Here is a 14506-nt window from a genome sequence, read left to right as displayed (position 1 = left end):
TGTCGCGGGCGGGCGCCGGGCTCGGCTGTCGCTCCAGGTACCGGGCGTCGGACCCGGCACGTCGATCACGGGGCACGATACGCGGATCGCCGCGCAGCGGCCAGCGATGTGGCGGCGCGTGACGGATTCGGTCGGTCGACGCCCGCGCGCCGCGTCAGGCCGACTCGACCGCGGCGGACTCGACCGCGGCGGACTCGACCGCGGCAGACTCGACCGCGGCAGACTGCGGCGACGTCGCGAACCCGGCGAGTTGCGCCGCCTGCTCCGGCGAGGCCATCGCCCGGATGCGCGTGCCGTCCTCGACGTACTCGACCGAGAGCACCCGACCGGACTCGTGCAACGCCGACACGACATCGCCCCGGTCGTACGGCACGAGCAGGTCGATCTCGACGGCCGGGTCGGGGATCATCCGCCCGATCGCGGCCAGGACCTCGGCGACGCCCTCGCCGGTGCGAGCCGAGGCGAACATCGCGTCGGGTTCGAGGCCGCGCAGCACGAGACGGTCTTCCTCGGTGAGCAGGTCGGCCTTGTTGAACACGACGAGCTCGGGGATGTCGCGCGCACCGACCTCGCCGATGACGTCGCGCACCGTCGCGATCTGGCCGGCAGGGTCGGGATGCGCACCGTCGACGACGTGCACGATCAGGTCGGACTCGCCGACCTCCTCGAGCGTCGAGCGGAACGCCTCCACGAGCTGGTGCGGCAGGTTCCTCACGAAGCCGACCGTGTCGGCGAGCGTGTAGACGCGGCCGTCGGCCGTCGTGTTGCGGCGGACGGTGGCGTCGAGCGTCGCGAACAGCGCGTTCTCGACCAGCAGGCCTGCCCCGGTCATCCGGTTCAGCAGGCTCGACTTTCCCGCGTTCGTGTAGCCGGCGATGGCGACCGAGGGCACGGCGTTGCGCTTGCGGTTCGCGCGCTTCGCCTCACGAGCCGGCTTCATGCCCGCGATCTGCCGGCGCAGCTTCGCCATGCGGGAGTGGATGCGGCGGCGGTCGAGCTCGATCTTCGTCTCACCGGGGCCGCGCGAACCCATGCCGGCGCCGGCCGAGCCGACCTGTCCACCGGCCTGGCGCGACATCGACTCACCCCAGCCGCGCAGTCGCGGCAGCAGGTACTCGAGCTGCGCGAGCTCGACCTGCGCCTTGCCCTCGCGGCTCTTCGCGTGCTGGCTGAAGATGTCGAGGATCACCGCCGTGCGGTCGATCACCTTCACCTTGACCTGGTCTTCGAGCGCACGACGCTGGCTCGGCGCCAGTTCGGAGTCGGCCACGACGGTGTCGGCGCCCAGCGACGCGACGATGTGGCGGAGCTCTTCGACCTTGCCGCGGCCGAGGTAGGTCGACGGGTCGGGGTGCGGCCGACGCTGCAGTACGCCGTCGAGCACCCGGGCTCCCGCCGTCTCGGCCAGCGCCGCGAGCTCGCGGAGCGAGTTCTCGGCGTCATCGAGCGACCCCTGCGCGTAGACGCCGATGAGCACCACGTTCTCCAGCCGCAGCTGTCGGTACTCGACCTCGGTGACGTCCTCGAGCTCGGTCGAGAGCCCCGCGACACGACGCAGCGCGGCCCGCTCCTCGCGGTCGAACTGCTCGCCGTCGCCGGAATCGCCCCAGGGCGAGGCATCCGCCTCCTGCTTCTGGATGCTGGTGGCGTCGGCCGCGCCGAACCGCGAGATGCCGGCTCGGCTCTCGGCGTTGCGCAGCACGCGGTCCACGGCGTCGTCGGCGGTCTCGTGCGTAGCGTCGTTCATACCCCTCCAGCCTACTTCGGAATCGTGCGATAGGTTCCCGGTATGCCCCAGGACCACTACTTCTCGTCGAGCGCCGCCTCACCCGAGGCGCTTCGGGAGATCCGCGTGGAACTGGCCGGGCGCGACCTGCAGGTCGTCACCGCGCCCGCGGTGTTCAGCCCCGACCACGTCGACGGCGGCACCCGGGTGCTCCTCGACACGGTGTCCGCGCCGCCGCAGGCCGGCCACCTCCTCGACCTCGGCTCGGGATGGGGCCCGATCGCGCTGACGCTCGCGATCGAGGCGCCGGATGCCTCGGTGTGGGCGATCGACGTCAACGAGCGGGCGCTCGACCTCGTGCGACGCAACGCCGCGCGGCACGGCCTCGACAACGTCACCGCGGCGACGGCGGAACAGGTTCCGCACGACGTCTCCTTCGCGGCGATCTGGTCGAACCCGCCGATCCGCGTCGGCAAGGCGGTGCTGCACGGCCTCATGCGCGACTGGCTCCCCCGACTCGAACCCGGCGGGGAGGCGTGGCTCGTCGTGCAGAAGCACCTCGGCGCCGATTCGTTCCAGCGCTGGCTCGCGGCCGAGTTCGCCGACGGCTACGACATCGAACGGGCGGACTCGTCGAAGGGGTTCCGGGTCCTGCGGGTCACGCGAGGCTGAGCACGCCGTCGAAGACGAGCTCGGCAGGGCCGGACAGGGCGACATGCTCGCCGTCGTCAGCCTGGAACATGCGCACGCCGAGCACCCCGCCGGGTACCTGCACCCGCCAGTCGTTCGGCGCCCCGCTGCCCGCCCAGTGCCGCACCGCGAGTGCTGCGGCGACCGCGCCCGTTCCGCACGACAGCGTCTCCCCCGACCCGCGCTCGTGGACCCGCATGCGGATGCGACCGACGCCGTCCTCGACGAGCGGCTCGGCGGGAACCACGAACTCGACGTTCGCCCCCGCCGCGGGCACCGGGTCGAGGATCGGCACGTAGCCGAGGTCGAGGCCGTCGAGCTCGTCGTCGTCGGCCAGGGCCACGACCACGTGCGGATTGCCGACGTCGATGCCGAGGCCCGGACGTGCCACCGGGAGCTCCCGCGCCCGGACGAGCGGGTCGCTGCCGTCGAGCCGCCACCGGCCCATGTCGACCTGGAAGCCGTTGACCGACCGGCTCACCCGCTTGACCCCGGCACGGGTGCCGATGGCGAGTTCGCCGCCCGGCGGGATGTCGGCGAATCCCTGATCGAGCAGATACGACGTGAACACGCGCACCCCGTTGCCGCACATCTCGGACACCGAGCCGTCGGCGTTCCAGTAGTCCATGAACCAGACCGCGTCGCGGTCCTCGGCCAGCGAGCCTTCGCCGGCGTCGAGGTTCGCCGAGCGCACCGCGCGGATCACTCCGTCGGCTCCGACGCCGAACCGGCGGTCGCACACCGCCCGGACCCGGGTCGGCGTGAGCTCGGAATCACCCTCGGGGTCGGCGAACAGCACGAAGTCGTTCCCCGTGCCCTGCCCCTTGGTGAACCTCAGATCGAACGGCATGCCGATCAGTCTACGGCCGACTGACGGGCCAGTTCCGCGGCCCGGGCGGCCGGGTCGTCGGCGTCGACGATCGCGGCGCCGGGGTACCGCTTGAACCAGCTGACCTGCCGGCGCGCGTACGTCCGAGTGAGCTGCTGCGTCTGCTCGATCGCCTCGGCACGCGTCATCCGGCCGTGCAGTTCACCGAGCGCCTGCGCGTACCCGATCGCACGCCGCGCGGTGACCCCGCGTTCGAGCCCGGCGGGCACGAGCGACTCGACTTCGTCGACGATGCCGTCCCGCCACATCTGCTCGACACGCCGGTCGAGCCGGTCGACGAGCACGGCACGGTCGCTGCGCAGGTGCACCACTCGGTGCGGCCGCCACGGCACGGGCTCGTCCGGCAGCCGTGCCGCCTTGGACTCCCCGGTCAGCTCGATCACCTCGAGCGCCCGGACGACACGCCGACCGTTCGCCGCGTCGACGCCCGCCGCCGTCTCGGCATCGATCGCGCGCAGGCGCGCGTGCAGCAGGCCCGGGCCCGACTCGGCGAGCTCCGCCTCGAGGCGCGCCCGGATCGCGGCATCGGTGCCGGGAAACCGGAAGTCGTGGATGACGCTCGACACGTACAACCCCGAGCCGCCGACGAGCAGGGCGGTGCCGCCGTCCTGCGCGATCCGCTCGATCTCGGCGCGTGCCGCCTGCTGGTAGGCCGCCGCGGACGCCTCCTGCGTGACGTCGAGGACGTCGAGAAGGTGGTGCGGGATGCCACGCCGCTCCTCGACCGTGAGCTTCGCCGTGCCGATGTCCATGCCCCGATAGAGCTGCATCGCGTCCGCGTTCACCACCTCGGCGTGGCGGCCGTTGCGAGCCCACGCCTCGGCGAGGTCGAGCGCGAACGCCGACTTGCCCGTGCCGGTTGCGCCGACGATCGCGATCAGCGACAGGTCGGCGCCGCGCGTCGTCACGTTCAGCGCTGCGCGTCGGTCGGGTCGTAGATCGGCATCGTGCCGACGCCTGGCGCGACGAGCGGTTCGCGGCCGACGCGGATCGTCGGCAGTCCGAGCGAGACTCGACCCGCGGACGCAGTGGAACTCGCGCTGGCGGCGGCGGGCACACCGCAGCTCTCGGCCTGCTGGCGGTCCCACGCGTCGCCGGCGCGAGTACGTCGGATGACGAGCGGCGCGCCGTCGGGCGAGTCGGCGAGCAGGTGGAACGGCGCGGCATCCGTCACGGTCACGGTGACGACGTCGCCGGGCCGGGGCACCTCGGAACCCGCGGGCACCTCGAAGTGCACGAGCCGGCTGTCTTCGGCCCGTCCGCTCATGCGGTGCGTAGCCGCGTCCTTCTTGCCTTCGCCGGTCGCGACGAGGAGCTCGACGCTGCGACCGACCACCGCGCGGTTCTCCTCCCAGGAGATGCGCTCCTGCAGGGCGACGAGCCGCTCGTAGCGCTCCTGCACGACCTCCTTGGGCACCTGCTCGTCCATGGTCGCGGCCGGCGTGCCGGGCCGGATCGAGTACTGGAACGTGAAGGCCGACGCGAACCGCGCCGCCTCGACGACCCGAAGCGTCTCCTGGAAGTCCTCCTCGGTCTCGCCGGGGAAACCGACGATGATGTCGGTCGAGATCGCGGCGTTCGGGATCCTGGCGCGGACGCGATCGAGGATGCCGAGGAACTTCTCCGACCGGTACGAGCGGCGCATGGCTTTCAGGATGCGATCGGATCCGGACTGGAGGGGCATGTGGAGCTGCGGCATCACGTTCGGCGTCTCGGCCATCGCGTCGATCACGTCGTCGGTGAACGCCGCCGGATGCGGGCTCGTGAAGCGGATGCGCTCGAGCCCGTCGATCGTTCCCGCTGCGCGGAGCAGCTTTCCGAACGCCTGACGGTCGCCGAACTCGACCCCGTAGGAATTCACGTTCTGGCCGAGGAGCGTCACCTCGATCGCACCGTCATCGACGAGCGCCTGCACCTCGGCGAGGATCTCCCCCGGCCTGCGGTCCTTCTCCTTGCCGCGCAGCGCGGGCACGATGCAGAAGGTGCACGTGTTGTTGCAGCCGACCGAGATCGACACCCACCCGCTGTACGTGGAGTCGCGCTTGGTGGGGAGCGTCGACGGGAACACCTCGAGCGAGTCGAGGATCTCGAGCTGTGCCTCCTCGTTGTGGCGTGCACGCTCGAGCAGGCTCGGCAGCGAGCCCATGTTGTGCGTGCCGAAGACGACGTCGACCCAGGGCGCCTTCTCGAGGATGACGTTCTTGTCCTTCTGGGCGAGGCAGCCGCCGACGGCGATCTGCATGCCCTCGTGGCGGCGCTTGACACCGGCGAGATGGCCGAGGTTGCCGTAGAGCTTGTTGTCGGCGTTCTCACGAACGGCGCAGGTGTTGATGACGACCACGTCGGGCTCGGCGCCGTCGGCCGGGACATAGCCGGCCGCCTCGAGGGAGCCCGAGAGCCGCTCCGAGTCGTGCACGTTCATCTGGCAGCCGAACGTCCGGACCTCGTACGTGCGCCGCACGACGCTTCCGGCCTCGCCCACCGAGGCCTGCTGAATGGTGCTCATGATCGAACCAGTCTACGTTCGCCGGACGACGGTTCGCCGCACCGTCATCGCGCCGCACGACCGCACCGCCCCACGGTCTCGCTGCCCCGGGTTCACGTCGCGGGCAACGCCTCCGCAACGGCGCGCCGGACGATCTCCGACGGGTACCCGCGTCGCTGCAGGAACGCGGTGAGCCGGCGTTCGGCGACACGGCGATCGAGGCCGCCCAGCTGCCTCGCGCGCTGCATCGCGACGCGCAACGCGTTCTCGTGCTCGACCTCGGGATCGATCTCCTCGACGGCGGCCCGAGCCGCGGCGGGGTCGACCCCGCGTCGGCCGAGCTCGGCGAGGATCGCCCCGCTGCCGCGCCCACGGCGCGAAGCGCCCGTGTGCACGAGCTGCTCGGCCAGACGCGCGTCGTCGAGGTACCCCAGCCGCTCGTATCGCTCGATCCACTCGTCGACCTCCGCGTCGTCGAGGCCGTGCTCGACGAGTACGCCACGCACCTCGGCGTTGGACAGCGACGACCGTCGCAGGCGCGAGACGACCAGGCGATCGATGCGGGCGTCGCGCTCGACGCCCGTCTCCGTCGCCTCGACATCGTCATGGGTCTCGGCCGGCGCTCCGGGTGACGGGCGTTCCGCCCACGGCAGGTAGGTCACGGGTGCGAGGCGATCCTCGCTCGAGCGTTCGTGCACTGCTGCTCCTCCCCGGCTCCCACGGAAGCCGCTCCGGTGGATGTGTCCGGCGCGCCGGCCATGAGCCGACGCGCCGGACGATGCCTCATGCTCCGCGGCGCTTCGCCTCGATCGACTCGACGTTGGAGACCGCCTGCTGGGCCGCCGCGGCACCGGCCTGGCCGATGCCGAGCTTCACCAGGATCTTCTGTTCGATGTCAGCCGCGATGTCGGGGTTCTTCAGCAGGAAGTTCCGGGCGTTCTCCTTGCCCTGACCCAGCTGGTCGCCGTCGTACGTGTACCACGCGCCCGACTTCTTGACGATGCCCTGGTCGACGCCGTAGTCGATGAGCGAGCCCTCGCGCGAGATGCCGACCCCGAACAGGATGTCGAACTCCGCCTGCTTGAAGGGCGGCGCCATCTTGTTCTTCACGACCTTGACGCGGGTGCGGTTGCCGACCGCCTCGGTGCCGTCCTTCAGGGTCTCGATCCGTCGGATGTCGAGTCGGACCGACGCGTAGAACTTCAGCGCCTTGCCGCCGGCGGTCGTCTCGGGGCTGCCGAAGAAGACGCCGATCTTCTCGCGGAGCTGGTTGATGAAGATGGCCGTGGTCTTCGTCTGGTTGAGCCCACCGGTCAGCTTGCGGAGCGCCTGCGACATGAGGCGGGCCTGGAGGCCGACGTGCGAGTCGCCCATCTCGCCCTCGATCTCGGCACGGGGCACGAGCGCCGCGACGGAGTCGATGACGACCAGGTCGATCGAGCCCGAGCGCACGAGCATGTCGGCGATCTCCAGCGCCTGCTCGCCCGTGTCGGGCTGCGAGACCAGCAGCGAGTCGATGTCGACGCCGAGCTTCTTCGCGTACTCGGGGTCGAGCGCGTGCTCGGCGTCGATGAAGGCGGCGATGCCGCCGGCGCGCTGCACGTTGGCGATCGCGTGGAGCGTGAGCGTGGTCTTGCCCGAGGACTCGGGGCCGTAGATCTCGATGATGCGCCCGCGGGGCAGGCCTCCGACGCCGAGTGCGACGTCGAGGGCGATGGAACCCGTCGGGATGATCTCGACCGGCGCGCGCTCCTCGCTGCCGAGGCGCATGACGGAGCCCTTGCCGAACTGGCGGTCGATCTGGGCGAGGGCGGTTTCGAGGGCTTTCTCGCGGTCTGCGGGCGATGGCATGGGGTGGCTCCTTCGATTCGTACGGCTGCCTCTAGGCTGTCGCTGCGATGGCGGGCCGGCGGCTCCGTCACGTTCACGACAAGGCGGTTGCGGGTTGCTTCCGACGACTCCGACCGTATGGCCGGCCACCGACATCCCTCGGCCTGAACCTCAGGTTGTGGACGGTGTCGTCGTGGCATCCGCTGTGCAGGAGCCTACGCGATCCACCGAACGGATGTTCGAATGCCGTACGGCGTGTCGAACACGTCTTCGGTGCGGACTCAGCCGTGCCGTCCGGGCTCGCGCTGGCCGACCCCGTGGCGGCGCTCGACCGGCACGTCGGTCGCCGCGCAGAGGGCGAGCCAGACCTCCCGGGGCGGAATGCCGGCGTCGAGCGCCTCCCGGGCGGTCCGGCCGCCGAGCGCCTCCATCGTGAGGTCGCGCACGAGCGCGCCGCCGTATCCGGGCCCGAACTCCTCGTCGATCGCGACCTGGAACTCGCTGCGCTTCATGCGATGGACCCCTCCAAGACGACGAACTCCTTCAGGAACACGACACCGGCCGGTCTTCCGACCGGCCGGTGCCTGCGAATCGTGGGATGGTCAGCGGACCATGATCTCCGCGTCGAACTCCGCGACGAGCTCGTCGGGCAGGCTGTCGGGCACCACCGGGGTGAGTCCCTCGAGCACCGCGAGACGGTCGCCGACCTCGTGCATGATCACGGAGATGGGCGTGTCGAGCGCATCGGCGACCGAGGCGAGGATCTCGCTCGAGGCCTCCTTCTGACCGCGTTCGACCTCGCTCAGGTAGCCGAGCGCGACGCTCGCCTTCGAGGCGACCTGTCGCAGCGTGCGACCCTTCTGCAGTCGGAAGTCCCTCAACACATCGCCGATCTCCTGTCGAACCAGAACCATCGGGAACCTCCTTCTTCACGTGAGCCGAAACGGGAGGGTCAGTCTAACCCCCTGCTCTCCCTGTCTCGACTCTAGCCTTCCACACTGGAGTTTCCGTGTGAACTCACGACCTGTAACCGCGTGTTCACACGGGATATTCCGCATCGGCGACGACCTCGTCGAGGAGCATCGCGACGGCCCGTCGAACGGTCTCCTCGCGGATCTCCTGCCGTGATCCCCGGAGCGCGAGTTCGACCGCCCGTTGCCCCCTCGACGTGCCGACCGCGATGAACACGGTGCCGGGAGCCTTGCCGTCCTGCGGGTCGGGACCCGCGGCTCCGGTGGTCGCGACGGCGAAGTCCGCCGGGCGACCATCGACCGCGAGCGCCTCGCGGGCCCCGCGCGCCATCTGGCGGGCGACCTCGGCATCGACGGCACCGCGCTCGGCCAGCAGCGCGGCGTCGACGCCGAGCAGGCTCGCCTTCACCGCGGTCGCGTACGCGACCACGCCGCCGTTGAAGACGACGGATGCCCCGGGCACGGCGACGATCTCAGCAGCGAGGAGCCCGCCGGTCAGGGACTCGGCGACCGCGACGGTGCACCCGCGGCTGGTCAGCATCGCGACCAGCTCGGCCGCCGGCGAGCCCGTCGAGGAAGGTCGGTTGGCGGCGGCGGGGGCATCCGTCATCGTGCGCCCGTCAGGAGCCGCGCCGTTCGTGCGCCAGACGCACCGCGTCGCGGACGTACAGGATGCCCGACCACACCGTGAGCACCAGTGCGATCGCGATGAGCACCGCGTTGACCCAGGCCATCCACTCGCCGAGCAGCACCGGGAACGGTGCCAGCGCGAACGAGATCGCGACGGCCTGCGCCACCGTCTTCAGCTTGCCGCCCGACGACGCCGGAACCACGTTGCCGCGGCGCAGCTCGACGAACCGCCAGATCGTGATGCCGACCTCGCGGAGCACGATCAGGCCCGTCACCCACCACGGCACCTCGCCGAGGATCGACAGGCACACGAGCGCGCCGCTGGTGAGCAGCTTGTCCGCGATCGGGTCGAGGATCTTGCCGAGATCGGTCACGAGGCCTCGGCTGCGCGCGAGGTAGCCGTCGACCCAGTCGGTCGAGATCGCGATGACGAACAGGGCCGTCGCGACCCAGCGCAGCGCACCGCCCTCGCCCGCGTCCGCGAGCAGGAGCCAGAAGAAGACCGGGGCGAGCAGGATGCGCACGACCGTGATCGCGTTCGGCAGGTTCCAGTTCGCCGAGCGCGCGGGCGTGCCGGCGGAGGAGGTCATGCTGCCAAGGATAGCGGGCGCTCAGTCGCGCCCGGTGAGGCCCCAGGCGTCCTCGTCGTCCTCGCCGTCGACCTCTTCGAGCCCGGCCGACATCCGCGCGACCGGATCCTCGTCGTAGCGCGCGTCGGCATCGAATCCGGGTGCCGGCCCCGTGACGGCCTGTGTCGGCTGCGGCCCCGGAGCAGGCTGAGCGCCTGCAGGCTGGGCGCCTGCAGGCTGGGCCGGCGTCGAAGGCCTCACGGGCGAGCCGCCTCCCGGCTCCTCGCCGCGGATCTTCGCGAGCACCTGCGGCAACTGCTCGACCGTGACGAGCACGTCGCGGGCCTTCGAGCCCTCGGACGGCCCGACGACCTCGCGCGACTCGAGCAGGTCCATCAGCCGGCCGGCTTTGGCGAAGCCGACGCGGAGCTTGCGCTGCAGCATCGAGGTCGACCCGAACTGGCTCGACACGATGAGTTCGGCGGCGGCGAGGAGCAGTTCGAGATCGTCGCCGATGTCCGCGTCGATCTCCTTCTTCTCGACGGCGGCGTCGACGTCCTGGCGGTACTCGGGGCGTGCCTGCCGGGTGACGTGCGCGACGACGCGTTCGATCTCCGCCTCGGCGACCCACGCACCCTGCACGCGGATCGCCTTCGACGCGCCCATCGGCAGGAACAGGCCGTCGCCCTGCCCGATCAGCTTGTCGGCGCCGGGCTGATCGAGGATGACCCGCGAGTCGGTCACGCTCGTCACCGCGAACGCGAGCCGCGACGGCACGTTCGCCTTGATCAGCCCGGTCACGACGTCGACCGAAGGGCGCTGCGTCGCGAGGACCAGGTGGATGCCCGAGGCACGGGCGAGCTGCGTGATGCGCACGATCGAGTCCTCGACGTCGCGGGGGGCGACCATCATGAGGTCGGCGAGTTCGTCGACGACGACGAGCAGGTAGGGGTACGGCTTCAGTCGGCGCTCCGAACCGACGGGCAGCACGATCTCGTCGTTCACGACGGCCTTGTTGAAGTCGTCGATGTGGCGGAATCCGAACGACGCGAGGTCGTCGTACCGCATGTCCATCTCCTTCACGACCCATTGGAGCGCTTCCGCGGCCTTCTTGGGGTTCGTGATGATGGGCGTGATCAGGTGCGGCACGCCCGCGTAGGGTGCGAGTTCGACCCGCTTCGGGTCGATCAGCACCATGCGCACCTCGCTCGGCTTCGCACGCATGAGCAGGCTCGTGATCATCGAGTTCACGAAGCTCGACTTGCCGGAGCCGGTGGAACCGGCGACCAGCAGGTGCGGCATCTTCGCGAGGTTCGCGACGACGTAGCCGCCGCCGACGTCCTTCCCGACGCCGATCGTCATCGGATGCTTCGCGCCCATCGCGGCGCCCGAGCGCAGCACGTCGCCGAGCGTGACGATCTCGCGGTCGGCGTTCGGGATCTCGACGCCGATGGCGCTCTTGCCCGGGATGGGCGAGAGGATGCGGACCTCGTTGGACGCCACCGCATAGGCGAGGTTCTTCGAGAGCGCCGTGACTCGCTCGACCTTGACCCCCGGCCCGAGTTCGATCTCGTACTGCGTGACCGTCGGCCCTCGCGAGAACCCGGTGACCTTCGCGTCGACGCCGAACTGGTCGAGGACGCCGGTGATCTGCCGCACGACCTCGTCGTTCGCGGCGGAGCGGGTCTTCGCCGGAGCTCCGGCCGACAGCGTCGCGGCGGACGGCAGGTGGTACGGACGCTCGGGCTGTTCGACCTCGGCCTCGTCGACGCCCGCGCCGGCGAGGGGCGCCGTGAACGCCCCTGCGGTCTGGTCGACGTCGCCGTCGATCGGCACGAGTCCGTCGAGCATCGCGACGCCGGGTTCGTCGCCCCGGAGTGCTGTGCCGCCGTGCGGCACATCCCCGGTGAAGCGCTGCAGCGCCGATTCCGCCCGCTCGAGGTCGCCGAGCACCTCGTCGCCGTAGCCGCCCACGCCCCCCTGCCCCTCGAGCGCGGACTCGAAGCTGCCGTCGCCGGATCCCTGCCCGAAGACCTCGGTGAGCCCTTCGGCACCGGCCGACTCGAACGCCGGGTCCTCCTCGCGGTTCGAGGCGTTGCGTCGCCACCACGGAAGCAGTCCCGAACCCGCGTCGGCCTCGCCGTCGGCGTCGAGGCCGTCGAGCTCGACCGGTTCGGAACGCTCGGCCCGATCGCCGCGCCGCCGTCGTTTCGGCTCGGGCGCCGGGGCATCCGCTTCGTCTTTCTCGACCTCGCCGAACAACCAGACGTACAACTCGCGGAACCGCGCGCCGATACGATTCGGCGGCGTCTTGGTCATGATGAGCAGCGACAGCAGTCCGAACACGATCGCCACGGCCGTCGCACCCGCCGGCGTGATCAGCAGGATGAGCGGCTGCGCGAGCATCCAGCCGAGGATGCCGCCGGCGCGTGCCAGCACCGGCATGCCCTCGTTCGGCTCGGGCTGACCGCCGAAGATGTGGCACAGGGCCGATACCGACAGGAGCAGGAGCGCGAGGCCGATGCCGATCCTGGTGTTGTCGTGGACCGAGCTCGGATGGCGGAACAGCCACACCGCGAAGAGGAGCATGATCACCGGGAGCGCGAACGCCACTCGGCCGAAGAGCGCGCCGAAGGTCCACGCGTCGAGGGTCTGCGCGACGGGGTCGTTGATGTAGAACCACTCGATCACGGCACCGGCGATCGCCAGCAACACGAGGAAGAACGGCAGTCCGTCGCGGCGCTCGTCCTTCTCGAGGGTCTCCGGACCGAGCGCGCGCGCGCCACCGCCGACGACGTGCGCGAGGCCCATCCAGGCGCGCACGAGGAGGTTCGGCCGATCGGCCGGCTGGGCCGCCTTCGCACCGCGCGTCGCCGGGAGCTTCTTCGTCGGCGCCGTCTTCGCCGCCGAGGAGGTCCGTGTCGTCGAACCCTTGGCACCGCCACGCCCGGACGTGCCCGACGCGCGCCCGTTCGACCTGGTGCTCGTAGCCATGGGCTCAACGTTAGGGCGAACCGGTGACGCAGCCCCGCAGGTCCGCGCGAGTGTCAGGAACTACCGACGTGCGCTGCGACGACGGAGCGTGAGTCCGAGCGCACCCGCTCCGACGACGAATGCCGCGAGTGCGGCGAACAGTCCGACGCCTCCGTCGGCCCCGGACTCCGCCAGTTCCGCCGGGCCGGGCGCCGGGGTCGGGCCGGGCGTCGGAGCCGGCGGCACGAGGTTCGCGACGTTCTCGAGCCCGACCGAGATCGTGGTCCCGGACTGCACCGTGAAGGTCACGCTCCCGTCGGGCGCGGGCGTCTGGACGACGCCGTCGATGGACCACACCGGCGTACCCCAGCCGACGCCGGGGACGTCGGGCGGGACGACCTCGACCAGGGTGATCTCGGTGCCGTCGGGCAGGTTGGCGATGACCACCGATTCGCCGACGGGCAGCGCGAGCTCACCGGCATCCGTCCCGTCGCGGACGTAGTCCACGAGGAACGTCGCGTCGGACGGGACGAGCGACGCGCCGCTGCCCGTGACCGTCTTGACGATGTCGAACGTCGTCGACCCCTCCTGCGCGATGCACGGCACTTCACCGCGGAAGAGATAGGCATGGGTCTCGCCGCTGCCGAGCGTGATGTCGAGGTTCTGCGAGAGGACCTGTCCGTCGAGCGGTGAGCCGCCGGCCGTGAGGTCGACGTTCGGCGCGTAGATCGAGCCGTCGATGCGTCCGCCGGCGACGGCGGGCTGGATCGTCACGTCGCCGGTGACGGCGCTCAGGTCGTAGAAGATGTAGTGCTTGGTGTCGCCTTCGGCGCCGAACGGCGCGTTGACCACGGTCGTTCCGGCCGGAACCCGGACGATGAGGGGGTTCTGCGGGCCGAGCGCCACGTCGGGGTCGAACTGGACCTGCTGCGCGCCGATGTCCTGGTACTCGACGACGTTCGGGCGGTCCGTGGCGACGCCGGTCAGCACGAGTCGTCCGCCCGTGTTCTCGAGGATCGTCGGGAACGCAGCGAGGCCGTTCGTCGGGTCGGCGACGTCGGCGAGGCACTGGGCCGCCTCGTCGTAGGTCCAGGTCATGTCGGCCTCGACGTAGTCGGCGACGGTGGGCAGCGCGGTCAGGGTCGCCGCCTCTGCCGTGGCCGCATCGGTCCATGGCAGCGCCTCGATGTCGATGAGCGGGGGCGCATCGGCGTCGGGAGCCGCCGCGAGCCGGTATCGGGTGAACCCGCCGCGCTCGAAGTAGCCGTACAGCGGGTCGTCCTGGGTGAGCTTCAGGGTGCCCAGCAGCGCGGGGTCGCTCGTGCCGGCGTTCGAGATCTGCAGTCGCCCGGCCGACCCCGAGTCGTACTGCCCGGCGAGGACCCGCGTCGGATCGCCGTCCACCGTCGGGATCGTGTAGTCGGCGGTGCCGGCGGCGAAATGGATCACGCCGTAGTTCCCGCCGTCGCCGCGCACGCTCAGGGATCCCCCGACGGCGACCGCGCCCTCGGTCTCGCTGCCGCCGAGGAACGCGTCTTCGCGGACGTAGATCGAGTAGCCGCCCGCCGCGACGAAGGGGTTGAACGTGTCCGGCACCACGGCCTGCGCTGCGGGGACGGAACCGGCCAGACCCGCGGGCACGACGAGTGCTCCTGCGAGCGCTGCTGCCGCGATCGCGGCGGTTCGGGTGCGGCGCCTCGTGGTGGACATGTTCCCCCTTGTCCGGTCGAATGGGACCGCGCC

13 protein-coding genes are annotated in these 14506 nt (G+C 70.9%); 1 reads left to right on the top strand and 12 read right to left on the bottom strand.

All coding sequences use genetic code 11. The features are described 5' to 3' along the window. Window positions 1-154: 154 nt before the first annotated feature. Window positions 155-1747, bottom strand: a complete 1593-nt coding sequence (hflX, locus tag ELQ40_RS07685) for a GTPase HflX (protein ID WP_127793162.1) — start codon at window positions 1745-1747, stop codon at window positions 155-157. A gap of 42 nt (window positions 1748-1789) precedes the next feature. On the opposite strand from hflX, the gene ELQ40_RS07680 reads away from it, so the two are divergent. After that, window positions 1790-2398: a class I SAM-dependent methyltransferase gene (locus ELQ40_RS07680; protein WP_127793161.1), complete on the top strand. Its 609-nt coding sequence runs from the start codon at window positions 1790-1792 to the stop codon at window positions 2396-2398. Here the strand turns inward: ELQ40_RS07680 and dapF are convergent. The 11 genes from dapF to ELQ40_RS07625 form a co-directional block, all read right to left on the bottom strand. Continuing rightward, on the bottom strand, window positions 2385-3266 hold the full coding sequence (gene dapF / locus ELQ40_RS07675; RefSeq protein WP_127793160.1) for a diaminopimelate epimerase: 882 nt from the start codon (window positions 3264-3266) through the stop codon (window positions 2385-2387). The genes ELQ40_RS07680 and dapF overlap by 14 nt on opposite strands. 5 nt (window positions 3267-3271) lie before the next feature. Further along, on the bottom strand, window positions 3272-4213 hold the full coding sequence (miaA, locus tag ELQ40_RS07670) for a tRNA (adenosine(37)-N6)-dimethylallyltransferase MiaA (RefSeq protein ID WP_127793159.1): 942 nt from the start codon (window positions 4211-4213) through the stop codon (window positions 3272-3274). 2 nt (window positions 4214-4215) lie between these two features. Then, on the bottom strand, window positions 4216-5811 hold the full coding sequence (gene miaB / locus ELQ40_RS07665; protein ID WP_127793158.1) for a tRNA (N6-isopentenyl adenosine(37)-C2)-methylthiotransferase MiaB: 1596 nt from the start codon (window positions 5809-5811) through the stop codon (window positions 4216-4218). Between the two features lie 92 nt (window positions 5812-5903). Next, a complete protein-coding gene (locus ELQ40_RS07660) occupies window positions 5904-6488 on the bottom strand; it encodes a regulatory protein RecX (RefSeq protein WP_164863501.1) in 585 nt (194 codons plus the stop codon). An 85-nt stretch (window positions 6489-6573) separates the two neighbouring features. Next, window positions 6574-7641 (bottom strand): recombinase RecA, encoded by a 1068-nt coding sequence (gene recA, locus ELQ40_RS07655; RefSeq protein WP_127793156.1) that lies wholly within the window; start codon window positions 7639-7641, stop codon window positions 6574-6576. A gap of 260 nt (window positions 7642-7901) precedes the next feature. Continuing rightward, window positions 7902-8132 (bottom strand): DUF3046 domain-containing protein, encoded by a 231-nt coding sequence (locus tag ELQ40_RS07650; protein ID WP_127793155.1) that lies wholly within the window; start codon window positions 8130-8132, stop codon window positions 7902-7904. Between the two features lie 90 nt (window positions 8133-8222). Continuing rightward, window positions 8223-8534, bottom strand: coding sequence for a helix-turn-helix domain-containing protein (locus ELQ40_RS07645; RefSeq protein ID WP_127793154.1), 312 nt, complete (start codon window positions 8532-8534; stop codon window positions 8223-8225). A gap of 124 nt (window positions 8535-8658) precedes the next feature. Then, window positions 8659-9201 (bottom strand): CinA family protein, encoded by a 543-nt coding sequence (locus ELQ40_RS07640; RefSeq protein WP_127793153.1) that lies wholly within the window; start codon window positions 9199-9201, stop codon window positions 8659-8661. Between the two features lie 10 nt (window positions 9202-9211). Further along, a complete protein-coding gene (gene pgsA / locus ELQ40_RS07635; protein ID WP_127793152.1) occupies window positions 9212-9811 on the bottom strand; it encodes a CDP-diacylglycerol--glycerol-3-phosphate 3-phosphatidyltransferase in 600 nt (199 codons plus the stop codon). Window positions 9812-9832: 21 nt separating this feature from the next. Next, a complete protein-coding gene (locus ELQ40_RS07630) occupies window positions 9833-12784 on the bottom strand; it encodes a DNA translocase FtsK (protein WP_127793151.1) in 2952 nt (983 codons plus the stop codon). 60 nt (window positions 12785-12844) lie between these two features. Next, window positions 12845-14473 carry a collagen-binding domain-containing protein gene (locus ELQ40_RS07625; protein ID WP_127793150.1) on the bottom strand — a complete coding sequence of 543 codons (1629 nt, stop codon included), beginning with the start codon at window positions 14471-14473 and terminating at the stop codon, window positions 12845-12847. Window positions 14474-14506: the final 33 nt, after the last annotated feature.

Origin of the sequence: Agromyces sp. LHK192, assembly GCF_004006235.1 — a bacterium.
Lineage (GTDB): Bacteria > Actinomycetota > Actinomycetes > Actinomycetales > Microbacteriaceae > Agromyces.
Note: the sequence above shows the minus strand (reverse complement) of the source record. Positions and strands in the feature narration are given on the sequence as shown.

Bases quoted from the DNA above. Each gene is read 5' to 3' on its own strand.
- ELQ40_RS07625 (WP_127793150.1), bottom strand. From the start codon at position 14,473: ATGTCCACCACGAGGCGCCGCACCCGAACCGCCGCGATCGCGGCAGCA.
- ELQ40_RS07640 (WP_127793153.1), bottom strand. From the start codon at position 9,201: ATGACGGATGCCCCCGCCGCCGCCAACCGACCTTCCTCGACGGGCTCG.
- pgsA (WP_127793152.1), bottom strand. From the start codon at position 9,811: ATGACCTCCTCCGCCGGCACGCCCGCGCGCTCGGCGAACTGGAACCTG.
- ELQ40_RS07650 (WP_127793155.1), bottom strand. From the start codon at position 8,132: ATGAAGCGCAGCGAGTTCCAGGTCGCGATCGACGAGGAGTTCGGGCCC.
- ELQ40_RS07630 (WP_127793151.1), bottom strand. From the start codon at position 12,784: ATGGCTACGAGCACCAGGTCGAACGGGCGCGCGTCGGGCACGTCCGGG.
- ELQ40_RS07680 (WP_127793161.1), top strand. From the start codon at position 1,790: ATGCCCCAGGACCACTACTTCTCGTCGAGCGCCGCCTCACCCGAGGCG.
- miaB (WP_127793158.1), bottom strand. From the start codon at position 5,811: ATGAGCACCATTCAGCAGGCCTCGGTGGGCGAGGCCGGAAGCGTCGTG.
- ELQ40_RS07645 (WP_127793154.1), bottom strand. From the start codon at position 8,534: ATGGTTCTGGTTCGACAGGAGATCGGCGATGTGTTGAGGGACTTCCGA.
- dapF (WP_127793160.1), bottom strand. From the start codon at position 3,266: ATGCCGTTCGATCTGAGGTTCACCAAGGGGCAGGGCACGGGGAACGAC.
- hflX (WP_127793162.1), bottom strand. From the start codon at position 1,747: ATGAACGACGCTACGCACGAGACCGCCGACGACGCCGTGGACCGCGTG.
- recA (WP_127793156.1), bottom strand. From the start codon at position 7,641: ATGCCATCGCCCGCAGACCGCGAGAAAGCCCTCGAAACCGCCCTCGCC.